The organism is Aerosakkonema sp. BLCC-F183 (genome assembly GCF_041929145.1).
Taxonomy (GTDB): domain Bacteria; phylum Cyanobacteriota; class Cyanobacteriia; order Cyanobacteriales; family Aerosakkonemataceae; genus Aerosakkonema.
In genome coordinates this window covers 53,788-78,359 of the sequence record NZ_JBHFNU010000115.1, presented here as the reverse complement: position 1 = coordinate 78,359, position 24,572 = coordinate 53,788, and the positions used below count along the sequence as shown (strand labels likewise).

Sequence of the window (24,572 nt, the reverse complement as noted above, 5' to 3'; positions counted from 1 at the left end):
CGGCTTTCCCATCTGGAAATTTAGATAAATTTATACTAAAAATAGAAGCTCAATTCCGTCGAGGGAAAATATGGCTGCAAATCCCAGCATTATGCAAGCTGTCGAACAGCTGCATTACCGCGTGACTGTAGGGGATGTGGCGGCAAAGGCAGGTAAGGATTTAAATGTGGCCCAGCAAGGATTGCTAGCCCTAGCGTCCGACGCCGGCGCACATTTGCAAGTGGCAGAATCGGGAGAAATTGTTTACCAGTTTCCTGAAAATTTCCGGACGATTTTGCGAAACAAGTTTTTGCGGTTGCGGCTACAAGAATGGTGGCAAAAAACCTGGAAAATATTGTTTTATCTAATCCGCATTAGTTTCGGGCTAGTTTTGCTGACATCGATCGTACTCATTTTTGTCGCGATCGCCATTATCCTCACTACCCTTAATTCCAGCCGCGACAGCAATGATTCCCGCAGCAGCGACTCTGGCGGGGGTACAATCTTTATCCCTTACTATTGGTTTGGCCCAGATTGGTTTTGGGTTTTCTATCCCGACTACGACAGTCCCCAGTACCAATATCGGCGGCGAGAAAAACCCCAGATGAATTTTCTGGAAGCCGTTTTCTCGTTCCTATTCGGTGATGGCAATCCCAATGCCAATTTAGAAGAACGCCGCTGGCAAGAAATCGCCACAGCGATCCGCAACAACGGGGGAGCAGTGGTCGCAGAACAAATTGCTCCCTATTTAGATAATATTGGGTCGGGATATTCGCGAGAATACGAAGATTATATGTTGCCTGTACTGGCTCGATTCAACGGGCTTCCCGAAGTCAGCCCCGATGGACAGATCGTCTATCGCTTCCCCGATTTGCAGGTAACGGCAGCCCAGCACCATCCCCAGGTAGTACCGCCATACCTGCAAGAGTTACCCTGGCGCTTCAGCGCTGCCAGTTCCGGACAAATTATCCTCTCAGCCGGACTGGGTGCCTTGAATTTGGTAGGCGCTTTGGTATTAGGAAACCTGTTGGCTGGTGGAACAATTGCGGCCAAATTGGGCGGACTTGTTGCCCTTGTTCAATCAATTTACTGGCTGTTGCTGGGTTACGGTATTGCTTTCCTGGCTGTACCTTTTATCCGCTATTTTTGGATTCAATGGCGCAACGGCAAGATTGCCTTCCGCAATCAACAGCGCCAAGCAAGAGTTATGCAACTGAACCAACCCAGTGCCGATTTACAGCAAAAAATTGCCTACGCTCGCCAATTCGCCGCCGAAACAATTATCGATCGTCAAGATTTGGCTTATACGACCGAAACAGATTTGCTCGAACAGGAGATAGAACGTAAAGACCAGATTGATGACGAATGGCAGAGACGGCTAAATAATTAAACCTTAAAAAGGCAGAACTTTTAATTATTTAGCCAATTTAATTAGTTCACTACTTTAATTTTGCCTAGAGTCGTACCCTGGTAATAGTGACGCACAATTTGCTGGTAGTTAGCACCCTGGCGAGCCATACTGTAAGCTCCCCACTGACTCAAACCGAGACCGTGACCGTAACCGCGCCCCTGTATTCGGAAAGAGCTGGGTAGGGACTTTTCGCCGTCAGGGGTGACGGTGAACCAGGTGCTTCTCAGATCCAATGCCCTCCGCAGAGCAGGGCCGCTGATCGTTCGCGCTCCCCGATCGCCGATAATTTTCATGGTGATGATGCGTCCGACTGGGGAAGTGCGTTCCGGTGTCATGGACAGCACGTTGCCGACACCATCGATGCGGCGGCTGAGTTCCTCGCGGGAAATAGTTTTCACCCATTGGGCTTCAGGAGTATTGCCATCGAAGTCCGGAACGCCGCGCAGATAGGGCAGGTTGTCTGACCAGACATTTTCGACGTTTTCGGTATGTCCTCCAGAAGAGGAGTGGAATGCTGCCAGAATAATCTTGCCGTTATAGGTCAGCACTTGACCTGCGGTGCTATCGACTGCGGAGTAGAGGGATGGGGCTTCACTTTCTACACCTTTATAAACCTGCCACGCGATCGTATCCCCCAAATCGTAGATGCTGTTACCCCTGGTTTGCCGCTGGTAAAGTGCGTAGGTGCGGGCGGCGACTGCTTGAGCTTTGAGAGCTTCTAGAGGCCAATTAGGGTATACTTCCCCACCTAACACGCTGTAGAGATACTTTTCCAGATCGACGTAGTTGATCGCAGTCAAACCATTATTTGCGAACACAACCCGCGTGCGTCCACGATACCAGCGATCTCCTATCCAAACGTAGCCGTTATTTTGGGGTTCAATCCAGACCGAGCTGGAACGCCACCGATCCAATGCTACTCCGTTGCCGCTTGCCTGAGCTTGGAACGCATTCATAGGAGCAATTTCTCCCAGCGGCTGACCGGCGGCATCGCGGACAATTGCTTTGGTGGAGCTGCCGACTTTGACCTGGCTGACATTTTCTTCAATGGCGACTCGCAGTTCCAAAGCCGCTTGTGCGGGAGCAACGAGCGCGATCCAGAATAACACCGATAGCCAGAGCTTTGGCCTTTTTTGCGGCATGGACTGGTTTAGTTTTGTGGAAATAAGCTCCATGAGCAAACTTACAGGCATCATTTTGCTAAAAACCTCCTCACACGGCTGCTAAATGAGGTTACAAGTATAGGTATTGCTGGCAGCGCCCGAACAGTCCAATAGCATAACGCAATTCAGGTCATTGGTAAAGAAAAAGTTTTTTCAAAAGCTAATATGTCAATAGAGATGTGATTGAAATTTGGATAAGGTTAACTAAAAGCCCGTGCAGATTACTTTTTTGGGCACAAGCTCCGGTGTACCGACGCGATCGCGCAATGTTTCTAGCGTTGCCTTGCGCCTGCCTCAGCGGGCAGAATTTTGGTTGTTTGATTGCGGTGAAGGCACTCAGCACCAACTGCTGCGAAGCGACCTCAAAATCAGCCAACTTACTCGCATTTTTATTACTCACCTGCATGGCGACCATATTTTTGGTTTGATGGGTCTTTTGGCAACTTACGGTTTGGCCGGTCATCCCACTAGAATCGATATTTACGGGCCACCCGGTCTAAATGAATACCTGCGAGCTTGCGAGCGTTACTCTTATACTCATCTTTCTTTTCCCCTTAAGGTACATACGGTTCAACCTGGACTTATTTATGAAGATGAGGAATTTACTGTATTTTGCGGCCCTCTGAAGCATCGCGTTACAGCTTTCGGTTATCGGGTAATGGAAAAAGACCGACCAGGGAGTTTTAATGTGGAAAAAGCTGCTGAATTGGGGATTCCCCCAGGCCCTATTTACGGTAGGCTCAAACGGGGAGAACAAGTTACGCTGGCAGATGGGCGTCAAATTAATGGTGCATCTTTGTGCGGGCCAACCGAAATTGGGCGCAAATTTGTTTATTGTACCGACACAGTTTATTGCGATGGTGCTGTGGAATTAGCGCAGGATGCGGATGTGTTAATTCACGAAGCTACTTTTGCCCACCAAGATGCTCAGCTTGCTTTTGAGAGATTGCATTCTACATCAACAATGGCAGCACAAGTTGCTTTGGGAGCGGGTGCAAAACTTTTGATTATGACTCATTTTAGTCCCCGCTATGCACCTGGAAACGATCTGCAACTGAATGATTTGTTATTGGAAGCGCGGGCGATTTTTCCGAATACAGAAATGGCTTATGACTTCCTAACTTATGATGTACCTCGCCGTAAATAAAAACAATTGTAAATTTAAAGTAACAAATTGTAAATTTTTAAATCAAAAATTTGAAATTTGCCATTTTAAATTTATTTTCTGATGTGCTTTAAAGTTTTATTTGTTTTTTAATAGCCGATCGCGAATTTGACTCAGATGTGCCTGAGTATCAATGGGCGATCGAGGTGAAGGTGCGTCTGTATTAGGCCAGCCAGCTAGATCGAAACAAGGACAGGCTAGCGGCGGCATCCCAACTTTCCGCACGGGAACAGGCATAGAACAGCGAGCACAGCTATTCATTTCCCACTGAGCCGTCAGCAGTTGGCTAATCGTTTCGTTTGTCCCTTCTAAGTAGCAGTCGCCTGAATCGGCAGAAAGGATTTGTTGCCAACATTCCTCAAATTCATCGCTGTAGCGATCGCCTACAATCACCTTTTTAGGAAGTAGCGCTGACTGACCGTTCTTAATGATTAATTTCTTGCCTAACTGAAACCAATAAGCAAGATATTGCCTGATTTCATTTGCCGAAGCCATAAATTTAACCGCTCCCTCGGTAGCATCCAGGGAGTTGTCGATCCCATATTGCATAAAAGAACTTATTCTCAATGTAATCTCTGTTTTCCTACAGGGGTTTCCTGCTAGTGGGTGATTGCGAGAGCGACAAAAGGATTACTTTTACCCTGGTAAACGTATGTTAACGTTTATCGGTCATCTATCTCCAATCATAAATTAGGAGTTAGGAATGGTTAGCCAGAGGACGATCGCGCCCCTAGAGAAGAATATCGATGTTTTTGGCTCGATCGCTCTACCGATCTAGTTGGATCTCTAGGATGGGAGACGATCGCCCAAAACGCTCAAGTTCAAAACATAACCCCCGGTGACTAAATAAACTGGATCGGCGATCGCACTGACTCTACGCACCAGGACACCGAGACGATCGCGGAACTCCCGACCGGAGGAGTACGCAGGAACCACACCCCAACCAGTTTCTTCCGCTACAAAGATGGCATCGCAGGTACAATTATTTATATATTGCAGCAACTCTTTTATGGTGTTCTCCCAGGACGCGGCATCTCGATCCAGGAGGTTAGCCACCCAAGTTCCCAAAGAATCTACTAACAGGCAACTCGTCTCCGTCGCCTCGCCAATAGTTGTCCCCAACTGGACTGGCACTTCCAGAGTCAGCCAATCAGAAGGGCGTCGGTACTGGTGTTGTTGGATGCGATGCTGCCACTCCGAGTCAGTGCGATCGACCTGTGCGGTAGCTACATAGATAACGGATTTGCCGGACTTTTGGGCCAAAGTTTCCGCCCATTCACTTTTACCAGACCGTGCAGGGCCTGTCACCAAAATTACTCGCTTTTGCGCTTCTGTCATGATAGATATCGTGTAGAGTCGGCACTGCCTACCCTACACTAAGAGCCGATCCAAAAATTGAACGCGAACAAAGATCTGGATCTTGATTTATCGTGCGGTATATAACCTTCAATCGGATTTTTCAGGTAGGCTAACAGAGAAAATTACTTCTCTAGCTTGGATTTTACCCAATCGGTCTCATGGCTACTATGAAACCAGAGTTACAAAAGATGGAGCCGACATTGCACCAGCAGGCAGCACAAAGCGTCTCAAAAGACAAGCAGCCACCCTTGAAGTCGGGAGATCGGACTGATAGTGGGAAATCGCAGTCGCTAACTACCCACCAACCCATCCCAAGCGATCGATCCGTAGAATCTGTATCCCTGCCACAAAAGCAAGCGAGAAAGACACCCGCGCTACCCAAAATAAAATCGCCCAGATTTACCAGCCACCGCAACGGCATTAACCCCTACTTGGCAATGAACCTGCTCAAGGAAATGGAAACGGTGGTGGCGCGATGGCAGAGTGAATTACGACAAATCTTGCGGCAAATTCAAGATATTTATTTGGAAGGGCCGATAATCGAAGGTTGGTTGGAGTCGGAGTCCGCTCAAATACCGATAGCAGCGCCGACTCTAGAGCGAAGTCAAAAAGGGAGAGGGCGAGTTTCTCATTCCCCATCCCAAAATCGTAACGCTGGTCGATATCGTCTAGTAAATCGGAATGCCGACGGCAAGCTGCTGTCTCGTCCCTGTCCGCCAGAGGAAGTGCCCAGCGTTAGTTTGGCGATCGCACGGTATCAAAAGTTGCAAAATCTGCTCGCTCGCAAGCAGGAATTAGAAACTCATCTGACTGAACTAGCTGAGGTTCTCACTGTTGTACAAGGTCATATCCAAACACTGTGATATCCAGCCGACGGGGATATTTTCGATCGAAACATAGGTGACTGAGTTTATGCCTTTAATTTCTGCCATTATTTGCACTCACAATCGAGATAGCTATTTGGGCGCTGCCATTGATAGCTTGCTGGCACAGGATTTCGGGGATTTTGAAATAGTGGTGGTGGATAATGCGTCGAGCGATCGCACCCGCGCTGTTGTAGAGTCGCGATCGGGAGTGAAATACATATACGAACCCGTTACCGGTTTATCCGTCGCACGCAATACAGGTGCCCAGGCAGCTAGCGGCCAAATTCTCGTCTATCTCGATGATGATGCTGTGGCTAGCCCCCACTGGCTGAGCGTCCTGTACGCAGCTTATCGAGATAACGAAAAACTGGCAATTGCCGGTGGTAAAGTCACTCTGATTTGGCCATTGGGTTATACACCCCCGCCTTGGCTTTCTGAAGGTTTGGCGGGAAATTTGGGAGCTTATGACTTGGGCGATAATGTTGTTTATATCCAAAACCCCGGCCTTACTCCCAGAGGCTTGAACTATTCTATTCGCCGTACTTTCCTGGAGCGGATCGGCGGATTCAATGTTAACCTGGGTCGAGTTGGTAAAAAATTGTTATCTAACGAAGAACTGCTGATGACAGAACAGGCTCTTAAGCTGGGTTGGCAGGTAGCCTATATCCCCGACGCTTTGGTAGGTCACAACGTTGCTCCCGAACGGCTCAACCAAAGCTGGTTTCTCAACCGCAGCTGGTGGCAAGGCATCAGCGAGTATTACCGGGAAGAAATCGCAGGTCGCGCTGGTGTGGGTCAACTGGGACGGGGAACGGAACGATCGATCCGAGGTTTGTACAAATCATTAAAGCATTTGGGCGATCCTGCCCAACGCTTTGACAATTTAGTGTATACATACGGTCAGATTGGATATTTAAGTGCTGTTATCCAGGGAATGCTAAAACTACCTACAGGGGCTAAGCGATCTTAGCGGGCCAAGCTGCCAGGTAACCCGTTTCCCTCTAGCAGGGTGCTTTGAATAGCTTGTTTTGGATTACTGGCTTTTGAGGATAAAAAGTTGTTATAGATGAAGAGTTTATATTTCAAAAGAGCGCGACGAAACTGACTCACTTCTAAAGGTCAACCTACCATTATAACTTTGTATCATGACTGCTACACCATCTAAAATACCAGTTTCTGTTTTGATTCCCGCCAAAAACGAAGAAGCTAATTTGCCTGCCTGTCTGGAAAGCGTGGCACTGGCAGATGAAGTCTTTGTAGTGGATTCCCAAAGCAGCGATCGCAGCGTCGAAATTGCCGAAAGCTATGGAGCTAAAGTAGTTCAGTTCTACTTTAACGGTCGTTGGCCTAAAAAGAAAAACTGGGCTCTGGACAATTTACCTTTCCATAATGAGTGGGTACTAATTGTTGATTGCGACGAACGCATTACCCCAGAACTTTGGTCAGAGATTGCCGCAGCTATTCAAAATCCCGATTATAACGGCTATTACATTAACCGGCGAGTATATTTTCTAGGTCAATGGATTCGTTACGGCGGCAGATATCCAGACTGGAATTTGCGTTTGTTGAAACACGAAAAAGGCCGCTACGAAAATCTGAAAACAGAAGATGTTCCCAATACCGGCGATAACGAAGTTCACGAACACGTTATCCTCAAAGGTCAGGTGGGATATCTCAAAAACGATATGCTGCATATAGATTTTCGGGATATCTACCAATGGCTGGAACGACACAATCGCTATTCCAATTGGGAAGCTCGCCTCTATCTTAATTTTTTAATGGGCAAGGACGATTTGGAAACGATTAATGACGATAGCGAGCGATTAAATAGATTTATCAGAATCATCCGCAATCCGGTGCAACGCAAGCGCTTTCTCAGAAAAGTTTGGGTCTGGTTACCTTTTAAACCCGCACTGAGATTTATGATTACTTACATTATTCAACTCGGATTTTTAGATGGTAGAGCAGGGTACATTTATGCGAGATTAATGAGTCAGTACGAGTATCAAATAGGGATAAAACTTTATGAGTTACGGCGTTTTGGCGGTCATTTAAACGTTTCGCCTAAGTCGGTTAACTCTGCTCAAGAGGTGTCGCAGTTCCCTAAAAGTAATTAAACAGAAATTCAATTACCGCTATTGCCGACAAAGTTATTTGTTAATTGTTCGCTCGCGATGCTTTGAAGATGAAACTATGACGCCTGCTACTCCTGACTTCAGTTCTGACAGGGCTACTTCTGGATCGTATCTAAGCAGTGAGACTGAATTACCTCTGCTGGATGGACAGCCTTGGATCGATCTACGCAAATACAACCAATCTGGATTCGATCGCGGTCGTCCGGGTTGGTATGTGTTGCTTTGGTGGTTGGTGCAAGCGATCGCATTTACCCTGACTCCCCACAACCTGCACGTGCCGCGAGCGGCTTTGCTGCGGCTGTTTGGCGCTAAAATTGGCAAAGGCGTCGTCATCCGACCGACAGCGCGTTTTACCTATCCGTGGAAAGTCGAAATTGGGGATTACAGCTGGATTGGAGATGACGTTGTTTTTTACAGTCTCGATCGCATTAGCATCGGTCGCCACAGCATTATTTCCCAAAAAACTTATCTTTGTACCGGCAATCACGACATTCAAGACCCAGCTTTTGCCCTCATAACGAAGAGTATCGAAATCGGTAACGGTGTTTGGGTGGCGACTGATTGCTTTATCGGGCCAGGAGTGAAAATAGGCGCTAATGCTGTTGTGGGTGCCCGCAGCAGTGTGTTTCGCAACTTGCCTACAGGACAGGTTTGCTGGGGTAACCCCTGCCGTCCCCATCATCCCAGAGAGATGAGGGATAGGGGCTAGGGGTTAGGGACTAGGGCGTCGGGAATAGGGTAAGAAGGGGATAGGGGCAGAAGGCGTCGGATCGAGAGGTTGGTGAAATTATGGGCACAACGCCACCGTAATCTAGAGAAGAGACAGAATTGTCCGATCTTAAACTGTTGGCAGAAAGCCTATGCTCAAGTCCCTCAACAAACTCCCCCGTCAGTTCACTATCGGCTTAACCTTTCCCATCATCTATCTGAATGGCTGGCTGCTGCTAAAGTTAGCTAGAGAGCTACAGCCTTTGGTCAGCACTTTAATTGCAGCCACTTTGATTGCCTTTTTGCTAGACTATCCAATCCGATTCCTTCAAGAGAGAGGGTTAAAGCGAAGCTGGGCTGCCATATTGGTACTGCTAGTTTTTGTGCTGTTTTTAGCCACCCTGGTACTATTTGTGGTGCCTGTGATTATACGGCAGGCGAATGAATTGGCAATTCGGTTGCCGGAGTGGCTCAAGTCTGGTCAGCAGCAACTACAAGCCCTGCAAACTTGGGCAATTGCACAACAGTTGCCGATCGATCTCAATACCAACTTAAATCAGTTGATCGAAAAATTAACTAGCGTGTTGCGTTCTTTGACGGGTCAACTGATCGGCTTGGTTTTCAGTGCGATCGGCAGTATTGTTAATGTTTTCTTGACGCTGGTCTTCGTCATCTTTCTGGTTTTAAAAGGTGACAGTCTTTGGAATGGCATTTTAAGCTGGTTACCCGCCCAGTGGGGCAGTCAAATTCGACAATATTTACCGCAGAATTTCGAGCGTTACATTGCCGGTCAAGTTACTCTGGCAATCATAATTGCGATCGGTCAAACGGCAAATCTATTGATTTTAGGTGTGCCTGTAGCTCAGTTATTTGGATTTGGGATTGGTGCCGGCAGCTTGATCCCATTTGGCGGTACGGTTGTGATTGTTTTGGTAAGCTTTTTGCTGGCACTGCAAAAGGTTTGGTTAGGAGTCAAGTTTTTAGTGTTGGCGGTAATAATCAATCAGATCGTCGAGAATGTCTTGGGGCCGCGCATTGTGGGCGAACTGACCGGTTTAAATCCGGTGTGGATGTTGATTTCTTTGGATATTGGAGTTAAGCTTGGCGGAGCCTTGGGGCTGCTGGTAGCTGTACCGATCGCTGCTTTTATCAAAGCAACTTTTGATAAAATCCGCGCTTCTAACTTCCTTTTTCAAGTGCAAACTGTGGCTGGAGAAATTGCTCCTTCTCCTCAAGAAAACGATCGACCTGCGGATGTGTCCCCAAGTCAATCAGCAGGTTAATTTTAGGCGTTGTACGATCGCTTGGGCTTCGACAGGAGGCGAGCTGCGATCGCACCGCCGATAAATCCAAATAAGTGTCCCTGCCACGATATTGCCGGATGGGATGGCAAAACCCCCCAAATTGCGCCGCCGTAGAAGAAGCCCACAATTAACGACAGCGCAATAGATACAAAGCTGCGTTCAAAGAAACCTCGCAGCAACAAAAATCCCAGGTAGCCAAAAATTAACCCGCTAGCACCGATGTGAACAGAATTTGATGGGGCAGTTAGCCAAACACCAAGTCCGCTGACAAGCATTGTGATGCCGGAAACTATAAAAAAATCTCTGGTTTCTCGCAGCATAATCAACCAACCCAAGGTGAGGAAAGGTAGGGTATTAGCTGCTAGGTGAAACAAATCTCCGTGCAGAAATGGAGCGAATAAAATGCCGCGCAAACCAATTTCGGTGCGCGGCATTATACCATAAATATTCAGCGCTCCTCTAAGAAAGAAGAGATCGACAATTTCTAAGCACCACATGAAGGCGGCGATGCCGCCTAAGATGATGACTTGGGTTTTCAATTCACTAAATATTGCTTTGGCGTCTTCTCTGCTCATTTTTTGCCTCTAAGTTAGCTATTTTTATATGTTTCTAGGCTAGCAAATTTAGTGGTATGTTCTAGTTTAGTCAAGTTTTAGGTTCAGCGCTGCCAAAATTTGATTGATGTTTCCGGCATTAATTCCGATTTGGGTTCGATCGCATTCATGCAGGGTACTAATCAGCATCACCCGATTATCTAGCTTAGCCCAAAGTATAGCGGATTCTGGGAAACCGTCTTCAATCCATACTACTCGATCGACATTTCCACTATGCCAAATGGCAGCTAGAGTTTTGCCATCTTCTACCTCATCTAGAGGAATTCCTGGATGCTTTGCCATAACTTCTCTCATTTGCACGAAAGAGATTGGATATGCGACGCGCCAAGGGCGAGTTTGCGCCCACTGATTCCAGACGGTAGCGTGTTTGCGCCAACCCTTAGACATCCAGAAAGGTTTAATCGACTCAGATCGATCGACTGCTTGCAGAAATTGTCTCGCTAGTGGAACCGGAGAACCGTATAAATCGAATCTCTGATAGCAACTAATAAATTCTGACGAGTAAACTTCTGGCACATTAATTACCCCGTCAATATCCAGAAAAAGTACGATTTTTTGCATTGATATTTGTCTACATCGCCTCGAATACCATCTGGGGAATCAGTAACAGATCTGGATCTGAGTAAACCAAACGACCAATTCCCAAAAAGTGTTTGTCTTCGCGATCGATCCGCAAAACTTCCTCTTTTGAATATTCCGGTGGAACTTCTGTTAAAGGAATGCGTTTGCCTTGACACCAAGCTTTTGCATCTGTTGTCGATAGCATAATAGGTTTTAAATGTGACAAAGCTGCTGCTGGGGGAATGGGATTAAAGGTTCCTTCCTGTAGCTGTTTCTCCAATTGTTCAAAAGTCAAACTATCGGATAAGCTTAAACCGCAACTTTCAGTGCGAATTAAAGCAGCAAGTGTTCCGCCAGTTTGTAAAACTGCACCTAAATCGCGTGCGATCGATCTAATATAAGTACCTGGGCCACAAGCGATCGCCACATCCAATTCTGGAAATTCCCCACTTCGCCATGCCAATATTTCTATTTTATAAACCTCCACAGGTCTAGCGGAAACTTCAATAGTTTCTCCCGCACGCGCTAAGTCGTACAAACGTTTACCTTGAACTTGAATTGCACTGTAATTGGGAGGTACTTGTTGAATTTTTCCTTCAAATTGCTGGAGTGCTGCTTTGACTTCCGCCAAACTCAATCCTGTTACCGCTTGAGAAGTGAGAATTTCTCCCTGCAAATCATCAGTATTGGTAGTCAATCCCAATCTAATTGTTGCTTGATATGCTTTATCTGGCTGCAAATATTGTAACAGGCGAGTTGCCTTACCCAAGGCGATGGGTAAAACGCCCGTAGCTGCGGGGTCTAAAGTGCCGCCGTGTCCCACGCGCTTGAGGCGCAAAAGGCGTCGCACTCGCGCTACGCAGTCGTGGGAAGTAATACCAAATGGTTTGTTTAAGTTGAGAAAACCTTGCACAATTTAATCCTAATATTTTTTAATATCAGCACTGCCATAAGAAAGCCACTTGCTCTTTATAGTTTGAGAATTGAAAGAAAAATTCAGTTCTTTCTCTGCGTTTCTTTGCGATTACCTCTGCGTTCCTTTGCGTTAAAACAATTACCTCTCTTCGCAGCAGATTAACTAACGTTTAGGCGAACCAGTTGCTTGTGTTGTAGGACGCTGAAGCGCCGCTGTTAACTCATCGGAAGAAAGAGATCGCAAAAAACTGAGAGGGAGAGGTTCCCGCCCCAGCTTTTCCACATAAGATGCACTCAAATAGGGTTGATATTCTGACAGATTGGAAACATAAGATTGAAAAAAAGCCAAACTCAAAACCTTGGTATAACGACGTGCTAAAGCCAGGTCTGGGCCAAGCACAGATTCGGGAAGTGGTAGGTCTGACTCTGTGGGTGCGAGAGTGGAAAAATGTGTGCCATTTTTCATGACGACGAGATACTTGTTTGGGGTAGTTAGCCAGGTGAAAGGTTGAATTTGTTCTGACAAAGCGGGTGCGACGGTATCGGCGCTACCGGAAATAATCATTACTGGAGTTTTGATCTGGCTAAGACCGGTTGGCCCCAAGATGCTGCTAGTTACTGGGTTGATCGCGATCGCAGCTTTGATTCTGTCATCCTGCAAATTATGCAGGGATGTTCCTAATTGCAGTGCGCGACACTGGAGTAAAAGGGATGTATTCCAGGAGTTATTAATAGCAGCGCAATCTTTTTGCAGTTTGGGAAAGTTAAGCGTAGCGCCTGATAAAACTAGCGCAGTATAACCGCCAAAAGATTGACCGATTATACCAACTTCTCGCATATTTATCAGACCTTGGAAAGCCGGATCTTTTTGAGATAAACCCTCCAATTCATCGAGCATAAACTTGATATCCAAGGGTCGATTAATAAATTCGATCGGTTCGGATACTTCATTCGCTCTACCCCTGAGTAAATCCTGCAATTGTTGGGCATTGCTACCGGGATGTTCCGGTACGGCTACGGCGAATCCATAGGAAGCTAAATGCTGGGCTAAATAGGCAAAAGTTTGGCGATCGGAACCGACACCGTGAGAAATTACAATTAGCTTAGCGGGAGTATTTAAAGGCGTTCTTTGAGGAGAAAGAGGGATGTAAATATCTGCATTAAATTGGCGACCGCGACTGCGATCGTTCAGCCTGAGAGTTTCTTTTCGCCAGGTTAAAGAGCCCGGTCTATCTAAAGGAGGAAGTGCAGAGAAATTCACCCGATCGGAGGAAGCAGCGGCGGCAGATTTATGCGAAACAAATGCGATCGCTCTTTCAGTTCGATCGAATATTGTTGAGAGTTCGTTGGCAATTTCTAGACCGCGTGCCAAGTCGATCCTCACGCCGGGAGTAGGAAATTTGCGTAGCACATTCAGCAGAGTCAAACCGCGTCGATCGGCTGATGCTAAAATCAGCGAGGCGCGAATGGCACGGTATCCTGGCTGACCGGAATCGGTTTTGATTACTTGTCCGAGACGTTGCAGTAAAACTTCTGCTTGCGGCGTATAGAGAAACTGAGAAACAGGCACTGGGCCAACATCCAATCGCCTCAACAGAAGATTGCGTAACTGCTGCTGCTGTTCCGGTTTGGCATACTGAACGTATGGTGCTAAATCGTCCTCAATTCTGCCTTGAATGGCATAAGCTTCCAAAGAATTAACTGAAATCGATCGTTCCAAGATGTCGTAGGAAAGATAAACTCGCTCTGCTGCGTCAGCACTCGGAGTCGCCGCAACAGTGGGAAGCAGCCAAAATCCTAATAAGATGCCCACCCAGTTGAGCGGTTTTTTGGTAGAATCTATCACCTGATGCAGACTGGGGCGTTTGACGACGGAATTTTCAGCCATAAAAAGCCGGATGATCTGTCAGAAAGGGTAAAAGAAAAGAATAGCTACACCGCACAGCGCTGGGGACTGCGCGATCGCAATATCTTAATAGCAACCTATCTCCATAGTGACTTAAAATAGGCTAAACGTCGAGGTCTATATCGTTTTACCTATATTTAGATAGAGAGGGCGATCGCTCTAAACGCTTTGATGGGAATTATAAAATTTAACACTCAGCACTAACAACCTCTACACCAAATCCCATGAATAATTCGCCAGATTCTTCTAGCCCGCGTCCGTCCCGCAACCGCTATCAGCCAATCCGAGAGCTAGGACGAAATCGAGAAAATACTAAAATCACGTATTTGGGCAAGGATAACGCCACTAATCAGCTAGTTATATTAAAGCGATTTTTGTTAAGAAAAGCTGAGGTTATAACTTTTGATTACCAGACTTGTCAGCCACAAATTCAACTGCTGCGCGGCCTCAATCATCCCAGTATCCCGCGTTATTTAGATTCCTTTCCGACAGGCGACGGGTTTTGCCTGGTGCAGTCATATAAACAGGCAAAATCCTTAGCTGAATCGCCCAATTTGTCACCCGATAAAATCAAGCGGATAGGCGTTGCAGTTTTAGAAATTTTGGTATATTTGCACCAACAGAATCCCCCAGTAATTCATGATAACATCAAGCCAGAAAATATTTTAATTGACGAGGGGTTTAATGTTTATTTAGTAGATTTTAACTTAACTAAAATAGGTGCCAGTAAATCTGGGTTTCTGCCTCCGGAACAGTCAGACGATCGCAAGCGAGCAGAAGCTAGGGATATTTATGGACTGGGAGCCACCCTGATTTGCTTGCTGACTAACAGAAAATCAACGGAAATTCATACTTTAATCGATAACAAGAAGCAAATTAATTTTCAGCATCTACTTTCCGGAATTAGCCTGCGGTGGATCGAGTGGCTAGAAAAAATGGTGGAAGCATCCCCGGAAAACCGTTACTCGAAAGCGGCAGTTGCATTAAAAGCGCTCAAGCCAATTAATGCTATAGCTATAGCAGAAGTGAGCTTTAGCGCATCTACCGTGGAATTTAAAGCAGCTAACCCAGGCGAAAAATTGACTCAAACAATCACCGTTACTAACTCGAATTTAGATACAATTCTGCAAGGTAAATGGTCAGTTGCACCCTCCAGTCGCGAGCCGCGTCGCCGCACAGATTCTCATCCTTGGATAAGTTTCGCTCCACCCAGTTTTAATGGGAATCGATCGGATTGCAAAATTACCGTTGATACTGGCAAATTAATTGCAGATAAAGTTTACGAACGCCAGCTTTTATTGCACACGAATTCTTCACCAGAAACCCACTCTTTAGTCATTAAAGTTCAAACTGCTCCTCTGAGAACTCTCAAACTGCCCCTACTTTCTCTAGCTATGCTGTTTGTAATTGCTGGCTTTGGCGGTTTGGCTGCGGCGGCTTTAATAGGACATAATGGCATAACTAATTGGTTAATACTAATCCTTGGGTTAGGAGTTGGAAGCAGTGGCGGAGTAGCGGCGGCGTTTTCTTATACAGATCTGTTAAAAAGGATAATAGGCATGATAGGCGGTCTGGCAAGTATAGTTGGCTTCCTGCCTGTAATGGGGTCTGAAGTTGATGTGATTGGTGGATTTTTTCTGGGGTTAATAGTGGGTGGTTTGGGGGGAGTTGTGGTCAAAAATCATCTGGAGAGAAAATTCCCGATGAAATTGGCTGCCATAATTTCTATTCTCACAGCAGGATTAGGTATGAGTTTTGGAACGGAATTTATAGATGGGTTATTTAATCCATTTGTGCTGCTGGCTTTGGCTGGAACGGGTTTACCGTTAGTTGCGGCGATCGCACGTCTCAATTTGCATAATAAAACTGTAATTGATAACTATCGCAAATCGGAACGATATTTGATTAAGCCATAATATGCGATGCCATGCAAAGGGAAGATTCGGGTCGATCCCCGAATCTAATTTGCCCTTTTACTTACGACTTTTGCCAAGTGCGATCGCGATCGATCCACCTACTACCAAAATCGCTCCGAAAACCGCCAAACCTGTCAGCTTTTCCGGTGCAACTAAGTTAGGAAAAAATAACGACACAGCCGACATCGAGACTAAAGTAACCAGGGGTGCTAAAGCCAAAACCGCACTTACTTTTGATGCTTCCCAGTGTTCCAAAGACTCAGCAAAAGCACCGTAAGCAAAAACAGTATTCAACGCACAAAAAATCAGCATTCCCCAATGTAATGGGCTGAGAGTTAACAACTGCGGTGGCGAAGTTGCAGGGGTAAACACTAAAGCACAGCACCCATAAATCAGCAGCATGATGTGAGAAGAAGGCAATTTTTGCAGCAATTGTTTTTGTGCCATAGCATAAACAGCCCAAGTTATTGCCCCAACTACAACCATGCCGCTGCCCAACAGATATTTAGTCGGTTCGGCGATGAAAACTCGCAATTGTTCGTTGAAGAAAAGAACCAATCCTAAAGTCAAAACACTCAAGCCTATCCATTGACGCGGGGTGTAACGTTCCTTGAAAACAAATATGCCACCTAAACCCATTAAAACAGGGGCAAGTTGAATCAAAACTTCTGCGTGAGATGGCGAAGTGTATGCCAAACCTTGCAAGAAAAGCAAGTAATTAATTGCCAAATAAACAACGGCAATACCTAGCAATTGCAGAGGTAATCTTCGCAATTTTTCCAGAGGCGGTAATTGCTGACGTGCAGCTAAATACGCACCCAGCAGTGCAAAAGCCACCAAAAAGCGAAACCAGGTGAGGGTATAAGCATCAAGCGCTTGCACCGTTACCGCAAGCGCAATGGGTAGAATTCCCCAGAGAAAAACCGTTAAAAGCGATAGCGCTAAGCCTAAACGCCAGTTACCAGAACTTTGATGAAGTCGCATTATGTGATTTTAGATTTTAGATTTTAGAGTTTAGATTTTGGATTTATGGGAATCGTAAATCTAAAATTTGACACCATATAAAACTACCCGCTGTTCTGCCATCAATGCGATGGGTGATTGTTCTATAACATTGGAACTCATAAATTATCTTTCCTTCGCGCCCTTCGCGTCTTCGTGGTTTAATCTTTCAAAATTTCCAAAAGTGGTGGGCAATGCCCACCCTACAGTTAATTTTCCAACATTTGCAAAAGTTCGGCTTCCGACAATTGGGTGATGCCTAATTCTTCAGCTTTTTGTAGTTTGGAACCGGCATCTTCGCCCACAACTAAGTAGTCGGTTTTGGAACTGACAGAACCTGTGACTTTCCCACCAGCATTTTGAATCAGTTCTTTCGCTTCATCTCGTTTTAGGGTGGGCAATGTTCCGGTAATCACAAAAGTTTTGCCTGCTAAAGACAATTTTCTTGTGGGATGGGCATCTTGCCCGTCCTTTGGTATTAAATTTGCCAGTTGCAAACCAGCAGCTTTTAATCTGTTAATTAATGTTTGATTTGCAGGAACTCGGAACCACTGAAAAACTGATTGGGCAATTTCCGGGCCGATGCCGTAAACTGATTCAATAGAAGCTGCGGAAGCTTCCGCTAATTGGTCAACGTTTGTGAATTTTTGCGTTAAAGTTTGGGCGTTGACGCTGCCAACGTGACGAATACCCAAACCGTATAGTACTCTAGACCAAGGTTGGGTTTTGGATTGGGCAATTGCATTCACCAATTTTTCAGCTAATTTGTTGCCCATTCTTTCTAAAGACATCAATTTTGGTGTGGTTAAATCGTACAAATCTGCAACAGATTGCACGACGTTTCTATCTACCATCTGCTGCACTAATTTTTCACCTAAACCGTTGATATCCAAAGCATCGCGACTCGCCCAATGAACTAGGGAACCTTTGAGAATTGCCGGACAAGAAGTATTGACGCAGCGCGTGACTGCCTCAGTTTGCAACTTTACCACGGGCTGGTTGCAGACGGGGCAATGGGTGGGCATTTCAAATGGTTTTGTACCGGATGGGCGAAGTTCCGCGAGAACTCGTACTACTTCTGGGATGATTTCGCCGGCTTTGTGGACAATTACGGTATCGCCAATGCGGATATCGAGCGATCGCACATAATCAATATTGTGTAGGGTAGCCCGCGAAACTGTCGTCCCCGCCAATTGTACGGGCGTAAGTTCCGCCAATGGTGTCAGCGCCCCCGTCCTTCCCACATTCACGCTGATATATTCCACCCGCGTCGGCGCTTCTTCTGCTGCGTATTTCAACGCCACCGCCCAACGGGGAAATTTCTGAGTAAAACCGAGTTGTTCCTGAAGTTTGAGCGAATTTAGCTTTACCACTACGCCATCTGTCATGTAGGGTAAATTCACTCGTTCCGTATCCCAATACTCGTAATATTGCCGAACTTCATCTAACGAACGACAGATTTTGCGATTGGGATTGACGCGGAAACCCATTTTTTCTAACTTTTCCAAAGATTCCCACTGAGTTTGAAAATCTCTTGTGGGATGGGCATCTTGCCCGTCCTTGGTATCATCTCTTGTGGGATGGGCATCTTGCCCGTCCTTAGTATCATCTCTTGTGGGATGGGCATCTTGCCCGTCCTTAGTATCATCTCTACCGGGAATATGCAGGGTGTAGGCAAAGAAATCCAATCGCCGCTTTGCCACAATGCGAGAATCTAATTGGCGCAAAGTTCCAGCTGCGGCGTTGCGGGGATTGGCAAATAACTGTTCGCCAGCTTTTTCGCGTTCCCGATTGATTTGTTCAAATACTTGTAAGCCCAAAAACGCCTCGCCGCGCACTTCCACGCGGGGTGGTGAGTTTTCTAAGTTCAGTTTCAGGGGAATTGAGCGAATTGTCTTGATATTTTGGGTAATTTCTTCGCCTGTAATGCCGTCGCCTCTGGTTGCGCCTCTTAAGAGTATGCCATTTTCGTAGGTTAGGGCGAGTGCAGAACCGTCTATTTTGAGTTCGCAAACGTATTCAACATTGTTGGTTTGTGGCGCAGGCGTCCCGCCTGTGATTCCACGCCGCCAACGTTCTTGCCAAGTGGCAAATTCCTGAATATTAAAGGCATTTTCCAAACTGTAGAGGGGAACGTTGTGTTTTACGGCAGTAAAATGTGTAGCAGCCCGTTCTCCCACGCGCTGAGTCGGGCTATCTGCCGTTATCACTTCTGGATACTGGTTTTCCAGTTCTTGCAGTTCGCGGTAGAGGCGATCGTATACGGCATCCTCCATAATTGGGTTATCCAGGACGTAGTACGCATAACTTGCTTCCTGGACTTTTTGCCGCAATTGCTGAACTCGCTGCTTGATTTCAGGCGTTACCTCTGCCACAGAATCTATCTCCCTCAAAAAATCAGACGAAGCTTAGACTCCTAGTTTAACTTCCATAAGACTTTAGCTGTGGGGTAATTCGTGAATTACCCCTACAGCGATAGCGATTGAAATCAGCACGTTTGAGTGTAATATCAAGTCCGGTTGCATCGGTAGCGAAAAAAATTGCGCTCACATCTGTGTTTATCTGTGTTTATCTGTTTTCATCTGTGGTGAAAATTTAACCGCAGATATCGTAGTGAATTGACTGTAAGGCATATTGTCGAGTTACAAATTATTTGGCGTCATTAATTGTGATTAAGCTGCTGTTAGAATTGTGGGAGCATTGAGGTGTAAAAATGAGGATATGGTTGGCCAGTTTTATACTTTTGTTTGTGTTGGCGCAACTGTTTCAATGGATGAAACAGTTATCGCTGCCATTACCGGTGTTTATTGTGGGTGGATTGTGTTTGGCGATCGCATCTAACTACGATAAGCGATCGGGTTGGCCTTTCGCACATAAGCTGCCTGAATCCCAGGTTACCATAAGCCAGTCACCAATTGTCATGGATGCGATCGATTTAGCCAAATCTCAATCGATTTCTACTCTTACAGGCAAACAAGATAGCAAAGATGAATTGGTACAAAATCAGACAAATTAGAATAGGTGCGATCGCCTTATGTACTGCTGCTTTAGTACAGTTTACCATTTCGGCAAACTCAGGCGAACCATCTTTGCGGCTAAATTCGATCGGCGGCGTGAGGGTGGGCAATATCGAGTATCGCACTTCCGAAACAGCCCCAGATGCAAAACTGGAACGCGCCATTTTGCGAGATTTTCTTACAGACTACACACCGACAGATCCGGAAAACTACTTGCGCTATTACTATAACCGAATCGACCTTAACGGTGACAATCAACCAGAAGTAGTGGTGTATCTGGTTGGTTCTTACGTCTGCGGTTCGGGAGGCTGCAACGCACTGATTTATACTACCGTTGGACAAGATTATCAGTTATTATCCAAGCATACCCTGGTTAACCCGCCAATTTTAGTCACACCTCAACGCACGTCTGGCTGGAAAAATTTGGTGTTTATGGTAGGTGGCGGCGGTGTTACACCGGGATACAGGCTGATGCGATTTAATGGCAGAAGTTATCCTCTCAACCCTTCCGTACAGCCAGCAGTACGTCCCAATACTACCCTGACGGGGATTGGGTTGTTGAGCGATACTTTTGCCAGTCCCGGTATCAAGATTAAACCCAGATAAAAGTCTAAGAAGTGGTTTTTATATGTGGGCAAATTTAAAACGGTTTGTTTGGGAATGGCGGGCGGTTTTAGTTACTACACCTTCGATGACGGGACTGGTGTTGCTAATGCGCTGGTTGTGTTTGTTGCAGCCTTCCGAACTGTCAGCTTTCGATCAATATATGCGTCTGCGTCCGGAGGAATCTGCTGACGACAGGATTGCGATCGTCACTATTGATGAAACAGATGTGGAAGATTGCTGTTATGTAGAAAGTCGCGACTTACTCCAGTTGATAGAAAAGCTGAAAGAACATCAGCCGCGAGCTATTGGTTTGAATATTCACCGTCATTTAATCGAAGCGGAAGGTAACGAGGAATTACGGCAGACGATCGCATCTACCCCCAACATGGTTGCTGTCAAGAAAATGTCAGTGCGGGAAATGGAACCCACTGTTGTGCCGCCAGACCAATTAAGAGCGAAAGCACAAATGAGCGCGAGTAAGCACATCTTTGATGCGGATATGAGAGTGCGGCGCGGCTTTCTCTCCGTAACTATGAAAACTGGGGAAATTCTCCCCAGTTTGAGCTTAGATTTGGCTGTTCGTTATTTGGAAATGGAAGGTATTTATCTCCAGAAAGTTGACGAGATGAGATTTCGCTTGGGTAAGGCGGTATTTGCACCATTTGATAAAAATGACGGCGGCTATGAAGACGCCGATGATATTATGGGATACCAGACTATATTGAACTATCGAAAGATCAGTAAAAATTTCAAAAATTTCAATATGGTTTCGATGGCAGATGTTCTACAAAACCGCGTACCGCCAGAATGGGGAAGGGATCGGATCGTTTTAATCGGTTCTGTTAGCGAGGCTTTTGAAGATTTAGTTTTAACTCCTTACAGCGGCGGTTTGCACTACACTCCCCATCATATGCCAGGAGTAGAAATTGATGCCCATTTTATCAGTCAAATTCTCAGTGCTGCCCTCGAAGGGCGTCCGCTTTTCAAAAGTTGGCCGCAACCTGTAGAATGGCTGTGGATTTTGTTTTGGGCAGGAGTAGGTGCTACTCTGAATTGGAGTTTGCGATATGCAGGTGAATCCAAGTCTGCCTCCTCATTTTTGAGAGGATTTGCTGCTTATATCGTCGCAGTAATTGCTTTGCTGGCTAGCACCTATGCGGCTTTTTTGGGAGCGTGGTGGTTGCCTGTGGTGCCACCGTTTTTATCGTTAACTGGTGCTTCTATTGTTATTACTGCTTATATCGCTCGCACCGCTGGAGAAATTCGCGAAACTTTTGGGCGTTATTTAACTGATGCGATCGTAGCTAATTTGTTAGAAAATCCGGAAGGAATGAAACTCGGTGGCGAAAGGCGAAAAATTACTATACTGACTTCCGATTTAAGAGGATTTACAGCTTTATCAGAACGTTTATCTCCAGAAGAAGTGGTGAAAATACTCAACATCTATCTGGAATCTATGGCAGATGTAATTACCAAGTACAAAGGAACTATTGATGAGTTCATGGGCGATGGAATTTTGGTTCTTTTCGGTGCGCCTATTACCAGAGAAGACGATCCGAAAAGGGCGGTTGCTTGCGCGGTAGATATGCAGTTGGCAATGGGCGCTGTTAACAAAAAGATGAACGAGTTGGATTTACCTCCCCTGCAAATGGGTATTGGCATTAACACGGGGGAAGTTGTGGTGGGAAATATCGGTTCTTACAAACGCACTAAGTACGGTGTAGTTGGCAGTCAGGTAAACTTAACTTATCGCATCGAATCTTATACAACAGTCGGTCAAATTCTAATTTCCGAATCGACTTTTAAAGATGTAGAAAATATCGTGAAAATCGATGGAGAAAAGCAGGTAACGCCGAAAGGAGTTAAACAGCCCATCACTATCTATGAAGTGGGGGGTATTGCTGGGGAATACAATCTTTTCTTGCCTAAAGAAGAAGAAGTATTTGTTCGCCTTACTGAAGAAATTTCCATGCAATACGCCGTTTTGGATGGTAAGAATATCGGCGATACCGCGTTTAAGGGAAGTTTCGTCAAGCTTTCGGCCAAAGGTGCGGAAGTACGTTCTGAGGAAGAATCGGGCTTTGTGCCACCAGCATTAACTAATATTAAGATGAATTTATTAACACCGGACAGCGAGGAAGTTAGCGAAGATATTTATGCGAAGGTTTTAGATAAATCGGCGGGGGATGGCAGTTTTCATATCTATTTTACGGCTATTCCTCCGGCTGTAAAAGAGCGGCTGGATGCTATTTATAAAGCTGGATCTAAGGGGGATACTGATATAAGCAAACCTAATTAATTTGCCCAAATGGGAATTCGATTGACAGCGAGCTCATCTTTCCGGAAAACTGGTGGCGTGTTGTGAATATATTGACAGCGTTGTTTAACCAAAGATTAGTTACCAGGTTTTTCCTCTATCTATGTCCAACGGAATTAAGCTTAAAAACAAAGCAAATTGGTTGCCAGCTATGGCAACGATTTTAAGTATGGGATTGCTGAATTTATCAACGCCAGCTTTGGCAGATTCAACTACGAGTGATTTGAGCGAGTGGATTCATATTTATAGCCTTGAGGAGGGTAGCCGAATGAGTGCCGCTCAAAGCTATGCCAATCAAAGAGATTGTTTGGAGAATGGTGTTGATTTTTTGAGAAGTCAAAGAGCGACTCAAACTGGTATTCGCAGACGAGCTGCTGCTTTCGGGCGATTTGGCAATCTTTCTGCCTATTTAATTTGTGCGCCGTCAGGTGAGAGTGTGATGGTGTTTGTTTCTGGGCCTCGCAGTCAATACCAACGAGTTCAACGCTTACGCATACGCCTGACTAATGAGTTTAGAAGATATTATTAATCTTCGGCAAGGGCTGATAATTGGGCGGGCGGGACGCCCACCCCACAAGAATGGAAAGTATCTTTTAGGTTGCGTCAGAGGTTAAAGTTGTTCTGTATTACTAATCGATCGAGTCTGACGCACTTTATATTTGTTGCATATTGATATAAAAATGGGATGATGCGATCGATCGCGTTGACCAACTTCAGCTATTTTCTGGTTCGGTTTGTGTTTCGCTTTTAACGTTGTTCAGCAGATAAGATTTTTGGCTGGGAGAAATCATTCCTTGCAAAGATTCTTTAAATTCTAAATTGCCTTTTGAATTTAAAGATGCCTGACTTACTGTTAGCATGGAGCCGCTTATTTTGCAGGTTGGGCAATTCTGAAGGTGGACTTCTAAACTGGGAACCGGGATATCTTTCGCTGGATTAATTAGTTGACCTGCTTGGATAAAATTCTCTTTTTTTACCAAATCCAAAAAGTTTTCGGACGAAAGACCTTCCACATTTCCGACGCGCTCTTTCTCGCTGTACCATCCATTGCAACTCTCGCAGAATGGTTGTTGGGCAGCAAAGTAAGCTAAAGCAATTGCTATGCCATCGATTATCGCTAATTCTATTAACCAGTAAACCCAAGTAAAAGTTTCGTCGAGTTTAGTGCCTTCTGTACCGAATTTGCCTATTTTAACTCCTTGTTTGGCGCTGTACTTCATAAATCCCCAGAAACCTGTGGCTCCTGTTTCTTGATTTAAGTAGGCGTCAATCATTTTGTCAGCAATGGCGTTATCGACTTGTCCTAATTCTTTGCTAATTTCTCTGGATGCTTCTTGCTTAAAGGTTAAGTATTCTCCTGCTTGAACGGTGCCATAAACTATCAGTCCGGTTAAAGCAGCAAAGGCACTGGCAATTAAGGGATTTCTGACTTTTCCTCCGCGTACAGCATTAGCACTCACCATACCACTCGCCAATCCCATGAGTGCGGGGAATAGGAGAACTAAATAAACTAGGCGCGATACGGCAAAGGTAATTCCGCCAATGGCTAAACCTCCTATTACTGAGGATAACAGCAGCCATTTAAATGCAGCACTCGGTACTTTGTTGCTCGGTTGATAGGGTTTCAT

22 protein-coding genes are annotated in these 24,572 nt (G+C 45.6%); 12 read left to right on the top strand and 10 right to left on the bottom strand.

Annotation, left to right across the window (positions count from 1 at the left end):
• Positions 1-70 precede the first annotated feature (70 nt).
• Entirely contained in the window at positions 71-1,369 is a 1,299-nt protein-coding gene (locus ACE1CD_RS34185) for a hypothetical protein (RefSeq protein WP_374797731.1), read from the top strand.
• A gap of 41 nt (positions 1,370-1,410) precedes the next feature.
• Here the strand turns inward: ACE1CD_RS34185 and ACE1CD_RS34180 are convergent, their stop codons facing one another.
• Positions 1,411-2,532 (bottom strand): SpoIID/LytB domain-containing protein, encoded by a 1,122-nt coding sequence (locus ACE1CD_RS34180; protein ID WP_374797729.1) that lies wholly within the window; start codon positions 2,530-2,532, stop codon positions 1,411-1,413.
• A gap of 235 nt (positions 2,533-2,767) precedes the next feature.
• Between ACE1CD_RS34180 and ACE1CD_RS34175 the strand changes: the two genes are divergently transcribed.
• Positions 2,768-3,700 carry a ribonuclease Z gene (locus ACE1CD_RS34175; protein WP_374797727.1) on the top strand — a complete coding sequence of 311 codons (933 nt, stop codon included), beginning with the start codon at positions 2,768-2,770 and terminating at the stop codon, positions 3,698-3,700.
• A gap of 96 nt (positions 3,701-3,796) precedes the next feature.
• On the opposite strand, the gene ACE1CD_RS34170 is transcribed toward ACE1CD_RS34175, so the two are convergent.
• Both ACE1CD_RS34170 and cobU read right to left on the bottom strand, forming a co-directional pair.
• On the bottom strand, positions 3,797-4,213 hold the full coding sequence (locus tag ACE1CD_RS34170; protein ID WP_374797725.1) for a hypothetical protein: 417 nt from the start codon (positions 4,211-4,213) through the stop codon (positions 3,797-3,799).
• Between the two features lie 291 nt (positions 4,214-4,504).
• On the bottom strand, positions 4,505-5,056 hold the full coding sequence (cobU, locus tag ACE1CD_RS34165; protein WP_374797723.1) for a bifunctional adenosylcobinamide kinase/adenosylcobinamide-phosphate guanylyltransferase: 552 nt from the start codon (positions 5,054-5,056) through the stop codon (positions 4,505-4,507).
• Between the two features lie 179 nt (positions 5,057-5,235).
• On the opposite strand from cobU, the gene ACE1CD_RS34160 reads away from it, so the two are divergent.
• From ACE1CD_RS34160 to ACE1CD_RS34140, 5 genes are all read left to right on the top strand, one after another.
• Positions 5,236-5,940 (top strand): hypothetical protein, encoded by a 705-nt coding sequence (locus ACE1CD_RS34160; RefSeq protein WP_374797721.1) that lies wholly within the window; start codon positions 5,236-5,238, stop codon positions 5,938-5,940.
• Positions 5,941-5,989: 49 nt separating this feature from the next.
• On the top strand, positions 5,990-6,913 hold the full coding sequence (locus ACE1CD_RS34155) for a glycosyltransferase family 2 protein (RefSeq protein ID WP_374827607.1): 924 nt from the start codon (positions 5,990-5,992) through the stop codon (positions 6,911-6,913).
• A gap of 175 nt (positions 6,914-7,088) precedes the next feature.
• Positions 7,089-8,060: a glycosyltransferase family 2 protein gene (locus ACE1CD_RS34150; RefSeq protein WP_374827606.1), complete on the top strand. Its 972-nt coding sequence runs from the start codon at positions 7,089-7,091 to the stop codon at positions 8,058-8,060.
• A 76-nt stretch (positions 8,061-8,136) separates the two neighbouring features.
• Complete coding sequence (gene hpsU, locus ACE1CD_RS34145) at positions 8,137-8,787, top strand: hormogonium polysaccharide biosynthesis acetyltransferase HpsU (RefSeq protein WP_374827605.1); 651 nt, start codon at positions 8,137-8,139, stop codon at positions 8,785-8,787.
• A gap of 151 nt (positions 8,788-8,938) precedes the next feature.
• On the top strand, positions 8,939-10,069 hold the full coding sequence (locus ACE1CD_RS34140; RefSeq protein ID WP_374827604.1) for an AI-2E family transporter: 1,131 nt from the start codon (positions 8,939-8,941) through the stop codon (positions 10,067-10,069).
• 2 nt (positions 10,070-10,071) lie between these two features.
• Here the strand turns inward: ACE1CD_RS34140 and ACE1CD_RS34135 are convergent, their stop codons facing one another.
• From ACE1CD_RS34135 to ACE1CD_RS34120, 4 genes are all read right to left on the bottom strand, one after another.
• Positions 10,072-10,665: a rhomboid family intramembrane serine protease gene (locus ACE1CD_RS34135; RefSeq protein WP_374827603.1), complete on the bottom strand. Its 594-nt coding sequence runs from the start codon at positions 10,663-10,665 to the stop codon at positions 10,072-10,074.
• A gap of 66 nt (positions 10,666-10,731) precedes the next feature.
• On the bottom strand, positions 10,732-11,265 hold the full coding sequence (locus tag ACE1CD_RS34130; RefSeq protein WP_374827602.1) for a hypothetical protein: 534 nt from the start codon (positions 11,263-11,265) through the stop codon (positions 10,732-10,734).
• 10 nt (positions 11,266-11,275) lie between these two features.
• Positions 11,276-12,178 carry a tRNA pseudouridine(55) synthase TruB gene (gene truB, locus ACE1CD_RS34125; protein ID WP_374827601.1) on the bottom strand — a complete coding sequence of 301 codons (903 nt, stop codon included), beginning with the start codon at positions 12,176-12,178 and terminating at the stop codon, positions 11,276-11,278.
• A gap of 165 nt (positions 12,179-12,343) precedes the next feature.
• Positions 12,344-14,068 (bottom strand): alpha/beta hydrolase, encoded by a 1,725-nt coding sequence (locus ACE1CD_RS34120; protein ID WP_374827600.1) that lies wholly within the window; start codon positions 14,066-14,068, stop codon positions 12,344-12,346.
• Positions 14,069-14,310: 242 nt separating this feature from the next.
• On the opposite strand from ACE1CD_RS34120, the gene ACE1CD_RS34115 reads away from it, so the two are divergent.
• Positions 14,311-16,002 (top strand): serine/threonine protein kinase, encoded by a 1,692-nt coding sequence (locus ACE1CD_RS34115; protein ID WP_374827599.1) that lies wholly within the window; start codon positions 14,311-14,313, stop codon positions 16,000-16,002.
• A gap of 57 nt (positions 16,003-16,059) precedes the next feature.
• Here the strand turns inward: ACE1CD_RS34115 and ACE1CD_RS34110 are convergent, their stop codons facing one another.
• Both ACE1CD_RS34110 and ligA read right to left on the bottom strand, forming a co-directional pair.
• On the bottom strand, positions 16,060-16,986 hold the full coding sequence (locus ACE1CD_RS34110) for a DMT family transporter (RefSeq protein WP_374827598.1): 927 nt from the start codon (positions 16,984-16,986) through the stop codon (positions 16,060-16,062).
• A 227-nt stretch (positions 16,987-17,213) separates the two neighbouring features.
• Positions 17,214-19,379 carry an NAD-dependent DNA ligase LigA gene (gene ligA, locus ACE1CD_RS34105; protein WP_374827597.1) on the bottom strand — a complete coding sequence of 722 codons (2,166 nt, stop codon included), beginning with the start codon at positions 19,377-19,379 and terminating at the stop codon, positions 17,214-17,216.
• A gap of 338 nt (positions 19,380-19,717) precedes the next feature.
• On the opposite strand from ligA, the gene ACE1CD_RS34100 reads away from it, so the two are divergent.
• The 4 genes from ACE1CD_RS34100 (at position 19,718) to ACE1CD_RS34085 (ending at position 23,473) form a co-directional block, all read left to right on the top strand.
• Positions 19,718-20,020 carry a hypothetical protein gene (locus tag ACE1CD_RS34100; RefSeq protein ID WP_374827596.1) on the top strand — a complete coding sequence of 101 codons (303 nt, stop codon included), beginning with the start codon at positions 19,718-19,720 and terminating at the stop codon, positions 20,018-20,020.
• The gene (locus ACE1CD_RS34095) at positions 19,992-20,627 is read left to right on the top strand and encodes a hypothetical protein (protein ID WP_374827595.1); all 636 of its coding nucleotides are present in this window, start codon (positions 19,992-19,994) and stop codon (positions 20,625-20,627) included. Before ACE1CD_RS34100 ends, ACE1CD_RS34095 begins: the two co-directional genes overlap by 29 nt.
• 22 nt (positions 20,628-20,649) lie before the next feature.
• Positions 20,650-22,926, top strand: a complete 2,277-nt coding sequence (locus ACE1CD_RS34090) for a CHASE2 domain-containing protein (protein WP_374827594.1) — start codon at positions 20,650-20,652, stop codon at positions 22,924-22,926.
• Between the two features lie 169 nt (positions 22,927-23,095).
• The gene (locus ACE1CD_RS34085) at positions 23,096-23,473 is read left to right on the top strand and encodes a hypothetical protein (protein ID WP_374797691.1); all 378 of its coding nucleotides are present in this window, start codon (positions 23,096-23,098) and stop codon (positions 23,471-23,473) included.
• Positions 23,474-23,657: 184 nt separating this feature from the next.
• On the opposite strand, the gene ACE1CD_RS34080 is transcribed toward ACE1CD_RS34085, so the two are convergent.
• On the bottom strand, positions 23,658-24,572 hold the full coding sequence (locus tag ACE1CD_RS34080; protein ID WP_374797689.1) for a hypothetical protein: 915 nt from the start codon (positions 24,570-24,572) through the stop codon (positions 23,658-23,660).